This window comes from Streptomyces sp. NPDC060232 (assembly GCF_042726555.1).
In the GTDB taxonomy this organism is placed as follows: Bacteria; Actinomycetota; Actinomycetes; order Streptomycetales; family Streptomycetaceae; genus Streptomyces.
In genome coordinates this window covers 578,814-593,347 of sequence record NZ_JBHXAG010000001.1, presented here as the reverse complement: position 1 = coordinate 593,347, position 14,534 = coordinate 578,814, and the positions used below count along the sequence as shown (strand labels likewise).

The window sequence follows — 14,534 nt, the reverse complement described above, 5'->3', positions numbered from 1 at the left end:
GGGCGGCCTCGCACACGCCGTGGCGAACCACGGGGGTGCTCGCCACGGCGTGCCCGAGACCGCCCTGCCCCCCATGCGGCGCCGTTCGTGCCGACCACGCAGCCACGCTCTCGAACAACGGTTCCCAGAACAACCCGGTCAGGCCTCTGCGGGCGTTTCGACGTGCGCGACCGGGCGCGATCGGCGACCGTGGGGACCCGCCACCGGCGCGGGCCCCGATCCGACTGCCGATCCGACCCCCGACCCTCCGACGTCTCCGAGGAGCCACCCCGTGAACTGGACCATCGAGGTCGTACCCGTCCCCGTCACCGACATGGACCGCGCGAAGGAGTTCTACTCCGAGAAGATCGGCTTCGACGTCGACCTCGACGACGAGGTCGCCCCCGGCGTACGCATCATCCAGCTGACGCCGCCCGGCTCGCGCTGCTCCGTCGCCCTGCTCCAGGGGATGCCCACGCCCCCCGACGCCAAGGTGATGGCCCCGGGCACCCTGCACGGGCTGCAGGTGTGCGTGACCGACATCGATGCCGCCCACGAGACCCTCACCGAGCGCGGGGTGGACGTATCCCCCGTCCGCCACATCGGCGATGCGGGCTGGGAGGAGGGCAAGGGCGGCACCTGGAACTCCTTCCTCACCTTCAACGACCCGGACGGCAACGGCTGGGTGGTCCAGGAGGCCCCCTCCGACCTCAGCGAACGCTGACGCCGCGCCGCGCCGCGCCGCGCCGACGCACAGTCCGAGGCGTCGGCGGCCGCCGCGGTGAGCACGCCGGCGTTCACTCCTCACGTCGTGTCAGGAGGCCGATCCCGAAGGAAGGCCCTGCCAACGGCCGTTACGCGTCGCGGGAGTCGACCTCCTCCATGAAGGCAAGCATCCGGGCGTTGACCAGGTCGGGGTGGTCGATCTGCGGTCCGTGGCCGGTGGCGGCGACGATCTCGGCGCGGGCGCCGGGGATGAGGCGCGGTACGCGCTCCAACTGGCGCTGCGGGTGGACGAGCAGGCTGCGCTTACCCATGATCAGGTAGAACGGCGTCCGGATGGAGCCCAGTTCCGCGTCCGCCAGCGGCAGCGGGGCGGGGCGGCGGATCCGGAAGGCCTTCACGCTGGCCTGGATCATCGCGCGGAGCTCGGGGACGACGATCACCGGCTGTTCCAGCCACTGGGCGAGGCGGGGGCGCCACGCCTTCGGGGCGTAGGTGGCGAAGAGGCTGGCGAAGATCCATACGAAGAAGCGCAGGCCGCCCGGCGGTCCGCGCGTCGACGGGGAGGGCCGGTGCGTCGACGGGTGAGCTGCCGGTACGGCGCCACGCCCCTTCGCACCTGCCTCCGCACGCCCGGCACAGGGTCCGCAAGAGTGCGGCGGCCGGGCTGTCGGGGCGGCCGAAGCCGGCCGGCGGGCCGTCCACCCAGTCGGTCCGGCAGCCGTCGACCGGCCGGCACCCGCTCCGCTTCCCAGCTCCGCCCGCACCCGAGGTCGGGCAGATGGGCGAAGACGGTTCCCCACTGCGCGTGCACGGCCCTGAACGCCACCCGGCCCCCTCGTCCGATCGGCGAGGAGGCCAGTGTGGCGCGGGGCACCGACGTCGCGACAGGCCGCGCCGGGCCCGCCGCGGGTCAGTCGGTGCCGAACTCCATCGCGGCGCGGTCGAGCATCTGCTCGTCGTCGCCCTCGGCCCGGCCGCGGGAGGCGATGACCTCGGCGCCGCCTTCCGGCATCGCGCCGATCAGGCCCGTCGAGGCGGCCTGGGCGGCGCCGATCAGCGTCTCGTGCGTGTTGCCGACGATGCCGAGAGCGGCGTACTGCTCCAGCTTGGCGCGCGAGTCGGCGATGTCGAGGTTGCGCATGGTGAGCTGGCCGATCCGGTCCACCGGGCCGAAGGCCGAGTCCTCGGTGCGCTCCATGGACAGCTTGTCCGGGTGGTAGCTGAACGCCGGGCCCGTGGTGTCCATGATCGAGTAGTCCTCGCCGCGCCGCAGCCGCAGCGTGACCTCGCCGGTGACCGCCGCGCCGACCCAGCGCTGGAGGGACTCGCGGATCATCAGCGCCTGCGGGTCCAGCCACCGACCCTCGTACATCAGGCGGCCGAGCCGCCGGCCCTCGTTGTGGTACTGCGCGAGGGTGTCCTCGTTGTGGATCGCGTTGACGAGGCGCTCGTACGCCGCGTGCAGCAGGGCCATGCCGGGGGCCTCGTAGATGCCGCGGCTCTTGGCCTCGATGATCCGGTTCTCGATCTGGTCGGACATGCCCAGGCCGTGGCGGCCGCCGATGGCGTTCGCCTCCATCACCAGGTCGACGGCGGAGGCGAACTCCTTGCCGTTGATCGTCACCGGCCGGCCCTGGTCGAAGCCGATGGTCACGTCCTCGGCGGCGATCTCCACGGAGGGGTCCCAGAACCGCACACCCATGATCGGCTCGACGGTCTCGACACCGGTGTCGAGGTGCTCCAGGGTCTTGGCCTCGTGGGTGGCGCCCCAGATGTTGGCGTCGGTGGAGTAGGCCTTCTCGGTGCTGTCGCGGTAGGGGAGGCCGTGGGCGAGCAGCCACTCCGACATCTCCTTGCGGCCGCCGAGCTCGGTGACGAAGTCCGCGTCGAGCCAGGGCTTGTAGATGCGCAGGTGCGGGTTGGCCAGCAGGCCGTAGCGGTAGAAGCGCTCGATGTCGTTGCCCTTGAAGGTCGAGCCGTCGCCCCAGATCTGGACGTCGTCCTCCAGCATCGCCCGGACCAGCAGGGTGCCGGTGACGGCGCGGCCGAGCGGCGTCGTGTTGAAGTAGGCCCGGCCGCCGGAGCGGATGTGGAAGGCACCGCAGGTGAGCGCGGCCAGCCCCTCCTCGACCAGCGCGGCGCGGCAGTCGACCAGGCGGGCGATCTCGGCGCCGTACGCCGAGGCACGGGCGGGCACCGACGCGATGTCGGGCTCGTCGTACTGGCCGATGTCGGCGGTGTAGGTGCACGGGACGGCGCCCTTGTCGCGCATCCACGCGACCGCGACGGAGGTGTCGAGTCCGCCGGAGAAGGCGATGCCGACGCGCTCGCCGGTGGGAAGGGAGGTGAGGACCTTAGACATAGGAAGAGTATGCAGCCTCACGCATGTTCATGCAATCCAGTGGGCGTGTCGGCCTGACCTTCCAGGCGCAGGACGACCAGAGCCGTGTCGTCGGTGACGCCGGCGGGCGGCACCAGCTCCTCCAGGAGGGCGTCGGCGAGCGCGGCGGCATCGGCGCCGCGGTGCCGGGCGAGGGCGTCGGCGAGGCGGCCCAGGCCGGTGTCGATGTCCTCGCCGCGGCGCTCGACCAGGCCGTCGGTGTAGAGGACGAGGACGGAGCCGTCGGTGAAGGCCGTACGGGCCTGGGGGCGCGGCGCGTGTTCGGGGCGGGCTCCGAGCGGCGGGTCGGTGGCCCGGTCGAGGAAGACGACGGTGCCGTCGGGGTCGCAGAGCGCGGGCGGGAGGTGGCCCGCACTGCTGTACGTGAGGGTGCGGCTGTTCCAGTCGATGAAGACCGAGACCGCGGTGGTGGACTCAGCGCCGGCGACGGAGCGGGCGTAGAGGCCGAGCGCCTCCAGGGCCTGCGCGGGGCCGTCGGCGACGAGCGAGGCGGCCGACAGGGCGCTGCGCAGCTGTCCCATGACGCCGGCCGCGCCCAGCCCGTGGCCGACGACGTCCCCGACGGCGACGGCGGTGCAGCCGGGGGCCTCGACGAGGTCGTACCAGTCCCCGCACACGTTCAGGGCCGCGGCGGCGGGGCGGTAGCGCACGGCTGCCTGGTGGTGGGCGAGTGGGTCCGGCTCGGGGAGCATCGACTCCTGGAGGTGGAGGGCCACCTCCCGTTCGCGGGCGTGGGCCTGGCGCAGTCGCTCGTTGAGCTCCTGGAGCTCCATGGCGCGGGTGTAGAGCTCGGACTCCAGCACCTGGGTGGCGCCCTCGCCCCTGCGGATGCCCCGGGCCCGGATCAGTTCGGTGACCTCCTCCACCCGGTGCAGCACCAGCGCCACGCCGCCGTCGGACGCCAGGACGGGGACGTTGACCGGGCTCCAGTACCGCTCCTGCCACGCCCCGGGGCGTTCGGGGTCCTCCACGTCGTAGCGCTGGAGGGCCATCGTGTCGCGCTCCCCCGTGGCCACGACCCGCTCCAGCGAGGCGCGCAGGTTCCGCGTGCCCGACGCGGCCGGGTCGTTGGGGTTGTCGGGGAAGACGTCGAACAGGTAGCGGCCGACGACCTCCTCGCGGGTGCGGCCGGCCACGGACAGGTACGCCGCGTTGACGTCCAGGTACACCAGACCAGGGGTCAGCAGGGCGGCCGCGCCCGGTAGCGCGTGGAACACCGCCCGGTAGTCGATCCCGGATCCGTTCACGATCCACCTGCCCGTGTGCTGACGGTGCTCACGTCCCGGTCGTGAGGTTCCTCCCACGATAGGCGCGGCGGCGGGGTACGGCCCGGCACGAGCGCCCCCCTGGGCCGTTCGGCTGCCCCCTGCGAGGCGCGGCGCGTCCCGCACACCCGGGCCCTCGCCCTCCGGCCCGGACCGGAGGCCGTGTGATCATGTCCGTCGGCACAACAGCACCTCATGGGGGGACCATGCGCACCCGAACCCGCACCACCACAGCCACGACCGGCCTCGTCACCGCGCTCGCGGTGGCGCTCACCCTGGCGGGCTGCAGTACCGCCCCGGACAAGGACCGGCCCGCGACGGCGGGACCCACGGCGTCGGCGCCCGCCCCGGCCGCGCCGGGCGGCTCCGGGTTCGACGGCCCGCGCCCGCAGGACCAGAACCTGCTGGCGTGGACCGGCGACCCCAATGACGCGGGCCACGTCACCGCCCAGTCCACGGCCGGGGTCGCCGGCCGGATCACGCTGGTACGGATCGTGCTGCGCGAGGAGATCACCTGGTCGAACATCTGGCTGGGGCTGGCCGGGCTGGACCCGAACGCCCAGCTGGCCAACTGCTACCTGGGGGTGTACGACGCCAAGGGCACGCTCGTCGGGTCGACCGCCGACATCTCGCCCCAGCTGATGACCGACGCCATCGCCAAGCCGCTGCCCCTCGCCAAGCCCTTCACGGCCGCCCCCGGTACGTACTTCATCGCCCTGCTGCTCAACGGCAACTGGGCCACCAACGCCCTCACCCTGAAGTCCACGGGCGCCGGCATCTCCGTGAACGCCGGGCTCACCCCGCCGAACCTCCGGTACAGCAGCATCCTGACCGGCCAGTCCTCGCTGCCCGCCACCGTGAACCTCGGCGAGCAGTCCACGGCCACCATCAACACCGGCTGGGCCAGCCAGTGGTACGCCATCTCCTGAGCCCCGCGCATCCCGTCGGCTCGCATGGGCGACATATGCCGGTGGGTGACCTATCGTGCGGGGCATGAGTGATCGCGCGATGCAGGAACCGACCCTTCTCCTCCTGACCGCGCTCGCGGACGCACCCCGCCACGGGTACGCCATCGCCCGCGAGGTGGAGCTGATCTCGGGCGGACGGGTCACGATGCGCACGGGCACCCTGTACGGCGCGCTGGAGCGGCTGCTGGGGCAGGGGCTGATCGAGGTCCGCGAGGAGCAGGTCGTCGACAGCCGGCTGCGGCGCACCTACGGCCTCACCTCGGCGGGCCGGGAGAGCCTGGCGGCCGAGGCGGCGCGGATCGCCGCCACGGCCCGCGAGGCCGCCCGCCGGCTGGGCGTCTCCGGAGAGGCAGCCACGGCGTGATCCCTCGCCTGCCGCGTCTGCACCCGGCGGAGTTCCGCCGTGCCTTCGGCGACGAGTCGGCGAAGGCCCACCGCGAGGCGGCGGAGGACGCCGGGGCGCTCACGCGCCTGCGGGAGGGCTGCGAGGCCGTGCGCCTGTGGCGCCGCGGGAACTCGGGTACGGCCGGCCGCGCCTGACCGGCCGCCCGGCCGCTCGGGCGTCAGGGCGTCAGGGCGTCAGGCGTCGGCCCCGACGGCGCTGACGCGGATCTTGGACTGCCCGTGGCCGAGTTCCTCCCAGTCCTCCATGAAGCGCGCGGCCAGGCCGTGCCGGGCGGCGAGGTCGACGAGGGTCTGCGTCCGGTAGTAGAAGTCCTCGCGCAGGACGTGGTGTTCGGTGCCGGTGGTGCGGTCGAAGGTGAAGTCGAAGTGGCCCCCCGGCGCCAGGACGCGGCCCACGTGGGCGAGGCATTCGTCGATCACCTCGATCGGCGAGTGCGAGAACACGCTGTGCGCGTGGACCACGTCGAAGTAGGCGTCGGGCAGGAAGTCCAGCGTCAGGTTCCTGGTGATCGTCAGGTGCGGGACCTTGGCCTGGAGTCCCCGCTCGGTCAGCGTCCGCTTGGCGGCGATGAGGATGTCGGGCGAGATGTCGATGCCGTAGTAGTGGCCCGCGTCGAGGTAGTCGATGAAGCGCCAGCCCGCGCGCAGGTTGCCGCAGCCGATGTCCAGCATCCGGGCGTCGGGCTCCAGTCCGTGGTCGAGCAGGTAGTCGAACTGCATCTTCCCGAGGGCGAGCCAGCGTTCGTGGGTCTGGCTGCCGACGGCGGCCTCGGGGTTGCGGCGCGTGTCCGAGGCCATCACCGCCCGGTAGTAGCTGACGTGGTCGGGGTGCCTGAAGGCCAGCCACCGGTCGCGCGCGGCCCGCTTGAGGTACGGGGCGATGCGGCTCGGGCGGCTCGCCGCGTAGCGGACCTTGTGGACGAGGGACTCCCGGTTGGCGGTGAGGTTCTTCCTGGTGGCCATGAGCACTCCGTCTTCGTCGCAAGGCGAAATCCCGGCGCGGCAGACGGAACCCGCTGCCACCCGGAAGGATCTTCAGCACATGCGTCGGTCGCCGATATATACATGTCACCGGAGTGTGGTGAACGCAGGAATCCACTCCGAGCACACGACAGCTCACCGACGGCCTTTTGTGGCGATTTGTCCAAGATTGCCACCGACCCCGCCCTGATCCGCGCAACGCGCCCGAAGAACCCGGCGGCGCGCCGTCAGTTCGCCGCGGCGGGGCGGTCTTCGAGCAGGAGGCGGGTGCGGAAGAGGTCGAGGACCATGTCGAGGGCCTCGCGGGTGGGATGGCCCGGTTCGTCGACGAGGTGCTCCGTGAGCACGGAGTGCGGCGGCAGGGCGCTCTGCGGGTTCGCGTCACCGTCCTCCAGCTCGACGGCGACGAAGGCCTCTCCCAGTTCGCGGCGCAGGTACGCGAAGCGGTCGGCCGGGACCAGCCGGTCCCCCCGGAAGCGCAGACCCAGGACCTGGAGCCCCTCGCGCTCGCAGCGTCCGCGGACCACGGCGAGGTCCTCGGGGCTGATGTCGACGGCGGCGGCGCGGCCGGGGGTGCAGGCCAGCGGCAGCGACGGCTGGGAGAGGACCGGGGCGACCAGGCGTTCGTCCGTGGCCATGGCCAGGGCGAACCCGCCGGTCAGGCACATGCCCACGGCGCCCACGCCGGGCCCGCCGCACCGCTCGTGTTCGGCGGCGGCCAGGGCGCGCAGCCACCGCACGACGCGGGAGCCGCGGCCCGTGGCCAGCAGGGTGAACTCCCGGCTGACGCACACCCGCCACATGGTCGACGCCATGTAGCGGCCGCTGCCCGCCCAGCCGACGGCGCGGGGATCCGGGTCGCGGCCCGGTTCGCCGAAGAGCACCGGGAGCACGGCGGTACAGCCGACTGCGGCCACCCGCTCGGCGAACTCGATGACCTTGGGGGTGATGCCCGGAATCTCCGCCATGACGATCACCGCGGGGCCCGTGCCCCCGCGCAGCACGCGGCGGGTCGCGCCGTCGTGGGTGAACGAACCCTCGGTGAAGCCGGTCAGGTCGTGGTTCGGCACGCGCCCGGTCCTTTCCGTCGACGCTTCTGGACCGCGCTCAAGTTACCGGCAGGTATGGCCTGGTGGTCAACCGTGCGGACGGCCTCAGCCCACCTGGATGCCGATCACGCAGGTGTCGTCGTCCGTGTCCGACCTGCTCCCGGCAAGCAGGCGGTCCAGCCGCGCGTCCAGGTCCCCGGCGCCGGCGGCGGCCGCGGTCACGAGATGGCCCAGCGAGTCCTGGACGGAGGAGTCGCGCCGTTCCACCAGCCCGTCCGTGAACATCAGCAGGGTGTCGTCCGGTTCGAGCTGCACCTCCCTCTCGCCGTACGCGACATCGGGCAGGGCGCCGAGGAGCAGGCCCTCTATGAGCGGGAAGGCGTCGGCCCGGCCACCGCGGACGAGTACGGGTGGCAGGTGGCCGGCGCGCGCCCAGCGCAGCACCCTCGTGCGCGGGTCGAAGATGCCGCAGACGGCCGTGGCGGTCACGTGCTTGGCCAGGTTGTGGGTGACCGTGTTGAGCCAGGACAGCAGCTGTCCCGGGCCCGCGCCGGTGACGGCCAGGCCGCGCAGGGCGTTGCGCAGCACGACCATGCCGGTGGCGGCCTCGATGCCGTGGCCGGCGACGTCGCCCACGGACAGCATGATGAGACCGGAGGGCAGGACCACGGTGTCGTACCAGTCGCCGCCGACGAGCGACTCGGTCTCGGCCGGCCGGTAGCGTACAGCGACCAGCATGCCCGGAGCCTCGATGGCCGGCGGTGTGGGCGGCATGATGGCGTGCTGCAGCTGGAGGGCGAGCCGGTTGCGTTCGGCGGACTCGGCCTCGGTGTGGGCGAGCTGGTCCCTGGTCGCGGCCAGCGCCACCTCGGTCCAGTGCTGGGCCGAGATGTCCTGGTAGGCGCCGCGTACGGCGTGCAGTCGCCGGTCCGCGTCGAGGACGGGCTCGGCGACCACCCGGATGTGCCGGGTGATTCCGTCCGGGCGCTGGAGGCGGAAATGGACGGACGAGGGCCGGCGGTGGTGCAGCAGCGCCCGCAGGAACCGGCCGAGGGCGGCCGAGTCGTCGGGATGAGCGTGGTCGGGCAGTTCCCGCAGCCGCACGGGGGGCGCGGTGGCCGGGAGTCCGTGCAGGGCGTAGAGCTGGGCGTTCCAGGTGGTCTCCCCGGTGGCGAGGTTCTCCTCGAAGCCGCCGATGCGGCCCAGGCGCTGGGCGTGCTGGAGGAGGTTCGCCAGCCGGGCCGTCTCGTCCTCGATACGCCAGATCAGCAGGACGGCGGCGCCGTGGCGGCTGACGCTGATGTCCGCGACCGAGGTGAGCGGGATCTGGTCGACCAGCGCGGTCAGGCTCATGCGTTCGGCCCGGAACGGCTCGCCCGTCGCGTGGACGCGCTCGATGATGTCGAACAGCCCGTTCTCGGCGGCGGCCATCGGGTAGGCCTCCAGCAGCAGTGCGCCGTTGACGTCGCCGCGCGGCCGTCCCACGGGGTCGACGAAGCGGCTGCCAACGTGCCGGATCCGGAAGTCGGTGAGGCGGCCGTCGTGGTCGAGGACCGGGGTGAGCACCACGGCCGGGTCCTGGAGTCCCTCGGCGAGGTCGATGAGTTCGGCGACGTCCGGGAGCATCGCGTCGGTGGCCGCAGGGTCGCTCGGCGGGGAGGCGTCCATGGTGCGGGCGCACAGCTCGGCGAGGGCCTCGACCTGGCGCTCGATCTGCGGCGGCTGTGCTGCCAGGGGCCCGGGCCAGCAGATTTCGAGGACGCCGTGGATCCGTCCCCCCGTCCCGGTCGGTACGGCCATCCGTCCGCCGTCGGGCCACTGAAGGTGGCCGATCGAGGGCAGGCCCGCGCGTCCGAGCCGGGCGAGGGTCACCAGTCGGCGCTCCCGCAGTGCGAGGCCGGCGACGGTGGAGACGCCGGGGGGTACGTGGCGCCAGCGGACGGCCTCCCGGGGCGGGAACCCGGCATGGCCGGCGAGGGAAAGCGAGCCGTCGGGCACGGCGGTCCACACGGCGACGGCGACGGCGCCCAGCGGCCCCAGGGCGTTGGTCAGGAGGGATTCGGCCACGGCTTGGGTGTCGGAGGCAGCGGCCAGCATGCCGCTCTCGGCGGTACGCAGCCGCACGGACACCGTGGAGTGCTCGGCGGGGTCGTCGGGGCCGTCGGCACGGCCGGCGCTCTCGACGAACGCGGCGGCGACCTCGCTGACGTGGTCGCGGGAGGCCTGGTTGACGATGTCGGCGGCGAGTTCGAGGCGGGACGTGCCGCTCTCCCGGCACAGGACGTCGAGCTGGCGTGCCGCCGCGGCCGGCGTGCAGTTCAGCTGCCCGATGAGGATGCCCTTGGCCAGTTCGACGAGGGCCCGGCCGTCGGCGGCGGCCTGCGCCTCCAGCACCTCCCGGCGCAGCCGTTCGACGGTGGCGACGAGGCGCCCCATCGGCGTCGGGGACTGGTGCGGGATCGCGCAGGCGGCCTGCCCCGCGGCCGGCGCCGACGGCGGGTGGACCGCGCCGCCGCGTGTCGTGTCGCCGGTCATCGCGTGAGCCAGTGCCGGACGCGGGCGATGAGGTCGTCGGCGTCGACGGGCTTGGTGACGTAGTCGCTGGCGCCTGCGGCGAGGCTCTTCTCCCGGTCCCCCGGCATGGCCTTGGCGGTGACCGCGATGATGGGCAGGGCCTCGTACGCCGGCATCCGCCGGATCTCGGCGGTGGCCGCGTAGCCGTCCAGTTCCGGCATCATCACGTCCATCAGGATCAGGTCCACGTCGGCGTTGCCGGTGAGGGCGTCGATGCCCTTGCGGCCGTCCTCGGCGTGGAGCACGCGCATGCCGTGCAGTTCCAGGACCCCGCTGAGGGCGAAGAGGTTGCGTGCGTCGTCGTCGACGACCAGGACGGTGCGTCCGGCCAGGTCGCCGTCGGGCACGTGGGCGTCCTGCTGCCGGGCGTCCGGGTGCACGAGCGGCAGCACGTCCCCGGGCTGTTCGGCCGACAGGTGGAGGGCGATGCGTTCGCGCAGTTCGTCCAGGCTGGACAGCAGTTCCACCCTGCGTGAGGCGGCCCGCTGCCGCAGGGCCTCCTCCCGGCCGGTGCGGACCCGGGGGTTGTTGTGGGCGAGGACGGGGAGCGCGGCGAGGGCCGGGTCCCCGTCGAGCGCGTCGAGGAAGCGCAGCGCTTCGCCGTCGGGCATGTCCAGTTCCAGCACGACGCAGTGGAAGGCGTCGGACGCCAGGGCGGCGGCCGCCTCCCGCGAGCTGGTGGCGCCCACGACCTGGATGCCGCCGCGCTCCCCCGGCGCGTGGGGATGGGGGGCGAAGTCCCGCTCGGCGCTCTCGGCGACCAGGGAGAGCAGGCCGTTCGGCCGTTCCTCGATCACCAGCAGGCGGCGGGCGCGCCGCTGCGCCGGGAGCGCGGGCGTGGCCAGCCGGCCCGGTTCGCCCGTCCCGGAGGCGTCTTCGGTCGAGGCGGTCACGGTCTCGTCGGCGGGCGGGGCGTCCTCGTAGTCCGCGCGGCTGACCGGCAGGTAGAGGGTGAAGGTGCTGCCCTGGCCCGGGGTGCTCTCCGCGGTGACGGCCCCGCCGAGGAGCTGGGCGATCTCACGGCTGATGGAGAGGCCGAGGCCGGTGCCTCCGTACTTGCGGCTGGTGGTGCCATCGGCCTGCTGGAAGGCTCCGAAGACGGACTCCAGCTGCTGCTCGGGGATGCCGATGCCGGTGTCCCGTACCCGGAACGCCAGCATGGGGCCGCGCCGGGAGACGCCGGCGGGGATCTCCGGGGCCGCTGCCGGTTCGATGCGCAGCTCGACGCCGCCGCGCTCGGTGAACTTGACCGCGTTGGACAGCAGGTTGCGCAGGATCTGGCGCAGCCGCGAGTCGTCGGTGAGCAGGTCGTCGGGCGCGTCGGGTGCGGTGGTGACGGTGAAGTCGAGGCTCTTCTGGGTGGTCATCGGCCGGAAGGTGGCGTCGACGTATTCGAGCAGTTGGGGCAGGTGCACCCGCTCGGGGTTGATGTCCATCTTGCCCGCCTCGACCTTCGACAGGTCGAGGATGTCGTTGATGAGCTGGAGCAGGTCGGAGCCGGCCGAGTGGATGATGCCCGCGTACTCGACCTGCTTGGGGGTGAGGTTGCGGGTGGGGTTCTGTGCGAGCAGCTGGGCCAGGATGAGGAGGCTGTTGAGCGGGGTGCGCAGCTCGTGGCTCATGTTCGCCAGGAACTCCGACTTGTAGGTGGAGGCCAGCGACAGCTGCTGGGCGCGGGCCTCCAGTTCCTGCCGGGCCTGTTCGATCTCCAGGTTCTTGGCCTCGATGTCGCTGTTCTGGCTGGCGAGGAGGGCGGCCTTCTCCTCCAGTTCGGCGTTGGAGCGCTGGAGTTCCTCCTGCTGGACCTGGAGTTCCTCCGAGCGGGCCTGGAGTTCGCCGGTCAGCCGCTGGGACTCGCCGAGGAGCTCGTCGGTCCGGGCGTTGGCGACGATGGTGTTGACGTTGGTGCCGATGGTCTCCATCAGCTGGGCGAGGAAGTCCCGGTGCACGGGGGTGAAGGCACTGAAGGAGGCGATCTCGATCACGCCGAGCACCTGGTCGTCGACGACGATCGGCAGGATGATCAGGCTGCCCGGGGTGGTGTGGCCGAGCCCGGAGGAGATGATGTAGTCGCCGGGGACCCGGTCGGTGGCGATGATGCGGTGGCTGCGGGCCGCCTGGCCGATGAGGGACTCCCCGAGGGCGAACCTCGTGCCCTCCTGGGCGTTCGCGGGGCGGCCGTAGGAGCCGACGAGGGTGAGCACGGTTCCGTCGGGGGTGTCCTCGGCGAGGTAGAAGGCGCCGTACTGGGCGGCGACCAGCGGCGTCAGTTCGTCCATGACGAGTTCGGCGACGGCCGCGAGGTCGCGGTGGCCCTGCATCAGGCCGGAGATGCGGGCGAGGTTCGACTTGAGCCAGTCCTGCTCCTGGTTGGCCCGGGTGCTCTCGCGCAGCGAGCCGACCATGGAGTTGATGTTGTCCTTCAGTTCGGCGACCTCCCCGGAGGCGTCGACCGTGATCGAGCGGGTCAGGTCGCCCTCGGCGACCGCGCTGGCGACCTCGGCGATGGCCCGGACCTGGCGCGTGAGGTTCCCGGCCAGCTCGTTGACGTTCTCGGTGAGCCGCTTCCAGGTGCCGGAGACGCCTTCGACCTCGGCCTGACCGCCGAGCCGGCCCTCGCTGCCGACCTCGCGGGCGACGCGGGTGACCTCGGCGGCGAAGGAGGAGAGCTGGTCGACCATCGTGTTGATGGTGGTCTTCAGCTCCAGGATCTCGCCGCGGGCGTCCACGTCGATCTTCTTGGACAGGTCGCCGTTGGCGACGGCGGTCGTGACGAGGGCGATGTTGCGGACCTGGCCGGTGAGGTTGTTCGCCATGGAGTTGACGTTGTCGGTGAGGTCCTTCCAGGTGCCCGCCACGTTGGGGACCCGGGCCTGGCCGCCGAGGCGGCCCTCGGTGCCGACCTCGCGGGCCACGCGCGTCACCTCGTCGGCGAACGCGGACAGCGTGTCGACCATCGTGTTGATGACACCGGCCAGCGCGGCGACCTCGCCCTTCGCCTCCACCGTGATCTTCTGCGACAGGTCGCCGCGCGCGACGGCGGTGGCCACCTGGGCGATCGATCTGACCTGTCCGGTCAGGTTGGACGCCATGACGTTGACGTTGTCGGTGAGGTCCTTCCAGGTGCCGGAGACCCCGCGGACCGTGGCCTGGCCGCCCAGGTTGCCCTCGGTGCCGACCTCGCGGGCCACGCGCGTCACCTCGTCGGCGAACGCGGACAGCTGGTCGACCATCGTGTTGATGGTCTCCTTCAGCTCCAGGATCTCCCCGCGGGCGTCCACCCGGATCTTCTGCGTCAGATCGCCCTGAGCCACGGCGGTGGTGACTTCGGCGATCGAACGGACCTGGGCGGTCAGGTTGTCGGCCATGACGTTGACCGATTCCGTCAGGTCCTTCCACGTACCGGAGACGCCCTTGACGTCGGCCTGGCCGCCGAGCCGGCCCTCGGTGCCGACCTCGCGGGCCACCCGGGTGACCTCCCCGGCGAACCCGGAGAGCTGGTCGACCATCGTGTTGATGGTCTCCTTCAGCTCCAGGATCTCCCCGCGAGCGGTGACGGTGATCTTCTGGGAGAGGTCGCCCTTGGCCACGGCCGTCGCGACCTGGGCGATGGAACGCACCTGTGCGGTCAGGTTTCCGGCCATGAAATTGACCGAATCGGTGAGGTCCAGCCAGGCACCCCCGACGCCGGGTACGTCGGCCTGCCCGCCCAGGGTGCCCTCGGTGCCCACCTCACGGGCGACCCGCGTCACCTCGGAGGTGAACAGCGACAGCTGGTTCACCATCCCGTTGAAGACGGTGGCGATCTCCCCGAGCAGCCCGTCCGCCCCGTCGGGCAGCCGGGTACGGAAGTCCCCGTCCCGAACGGCGGTCAGCCCGGCCAGCAACTGGCGCAGCTCCGACTCGCCGATCCCGCCGTCACCCGGCAACGCCGGAGCGCCGCCCAGTGGATCCGCGCCCGCCCGCTCGGCCATCCGTCACCCTCACTCTCGTTACCGACCGCGCCGACACACGGACAGGACAGCGCCCTGGAAGCAGGGCATGCCGGCTCGCCCGGTCCAGCGGATCCCTCCTGGCCGCGGCACCGGTCCGGTGAAGGCTAACGCCGTCCGAGGCGCGATGGAGCACGGTCGATCACTCCGGCGGCCGACGCATCCGGCGATCCAGGGAGGGGCACGTGCCCGGG

Annotated in this window: 10 protein-coding genes and 1 pseudogene; 4 read left to right on the top strand and 7 right to left on the bottom strand. The window is 72.4% G+C overall.

The annotated features are described in order from the left end of the window. Window positions 1–271 precede the first annotated feature (271 nt). Window positions 272–703 carry a VOC family protein gene (locus ACFWFZ_RS02630; RefSeq protein WP_387115460.1) on the top strand — a complete coding sequence of 144 codons (432 nt, stop codon included), beginning with the start codon at window positions 272–274 and terminating at the stop codon, window positions 701–703. Window positions 704–833: 130 nt separating this feature from the next. Here ACFWFZ_RS02630 and ACFWFZ_RS02625 read toward each other — a convergent pair. From ACFWFZ_RS02625 to ACFWFZ_RS02615, 3 genes and pseudogenes are all read right to left on the bottom strand, one after another. After that, window positions 834–1,241: pseudogene (locus tag ACFWFZ_RS02625) on the bottom strand (alpha/beta fold hydrolase); the annotation flags it as partial. Between the two features lie 374 nt (window positions 1,242–1,615). Next, entirely contained in the window at window positions 1,616–3,067 is a 1,452-nt protein-coding gene (gene argG / locus ACFWFZ_RS02620; RefSeq protein WP_387115457.1) for an argininosuccinate synthase, read from the bottom strand. A gap of 17 nt (window positions 3,068–3,084) precedes the next feature. Continuing rightward, window positions 3,085–4,356, bottom strand: coding sequence for a PP2C family protein-serine/threonine phosphatase (locus tag ACFWFZ_RS02615; RefSeq protein WP_387116290.1), 1,272 nt, complete (start codon window positions 4,354–4,356; stop codon window positions 3,085–3,087). Between the two features lie 221 nt (window positions 4,357–4,577). Between ACFWFZ_RS02615 and ACFWFZ_RS02610 the strand changes: the two genes are divergently transcribed. The 3 genes from ACFWFZ_RS02610 (at window position 4,578) to ACFWFZ_RS02600 (ending at window position 5,879) form a co-directional block, all read left to right on the top strand. Beyond that, complete coding sequence (locus ACFWFZ_RS02610; protein WP_387115455.1) at window positions 4,578–5,300, top strand: hypothetical protein; 723 nt, start codon at window positions 4,578–4,580, stop codon at window positions 5,298–5,300. 64 nt (window positions 5,301–5,364) lie between these two features. Next, window positions 5,365–5,703 (top strand): PadR family transcriptional regulator, encoded by a 339-nt coding sequence (locus ACFWFZ_RS02605; protein ID WP_387115451.1) that lies wholly within the window; start codon window positions 5,365–5,367, stop codon window positions 5,701–5,703. Next, entirely contained in the window at window positions 5,700–5,879 is a 180-nt protein-coding gene (locus ACFWFZ_RS02600) for a hypothetical protein (RefSeq protein WP_387115449.1), read from the top strand. The genes ACFWFZ_RS02605 and ACFWFZ_RS02600 overlap by 4 nt, the downstream gene beginning before the upstream one ends. Before the next feature lie 39 nt (window positions 5,880–5,918). Here ACFWFZ_RS02600 and ACFWFZ_RS02595 read toward each other — a convergent pair whose 3' ends face one another. The 4 genes from ACFWFZ_RS02595 to ACFWFZ_RS02580 all read right to left on the bottom strand — a co-directional run bounded on the left by ACFWFZ_RS02595 (window position 5,919) and on the right by ACFWFZ_RS02580 (window position 14,322). Next, window positions 5,919–6,707, bottom strand: a complete 789-nt coding sequence (locus ACFWFZ_RS02595; RefSeq protein ID WP_387115446.1) for a class I SAM-dependent methyltransferase — start codon at window positions 6,705–6,707, stop codon at window positions 5,919–5,921. Window positions 6,708–6,952: 245 nt separating this feature from the next. Then, on the bottom strand, window positions 6,953–7,795 hold the full coding sequence (locus ACFWFZ_RS02590) for a dienelactone hydrolase family protein (protein WP_387115443.1): 843 nt from the start codon (window positions 7,793–7,795) through the stop codon (window positions 6,953–6,955). An 84-nt stretch (window positions 7,796–7,879) separates the two neighbouring features. Further along, window positions 7,880–10,309: a SpoIIE family protein phosphatase gene (locus tag ACFWFZ_RS02585; RefSeq protein WP_387115441.1), complete on the bottom strand. Its 2,430-nt coding sequence runs from the start codon at window positions 10,307–10,309 to the stop codon at window positions 7,880–7,882. Next, window positions 10,306–14,322, bottom strand: coding sequence for a HAMP domain-containing protein (locus ACFWFZ_RS02580; RefSeq protein WP_387115438.1), 4,017 nt, complete (start codon window positions 14,320–14,322; stop codon window positions 10,306–10,308). The genes ACFWFZ_RS02585 and ACFWFZ_RS02580 overlap by 4 nt, the downstream gene beginning before the upstream one ends. Between the last annotated feature and the right edge of the window lie 212 nt (window positions 14,323–14,534).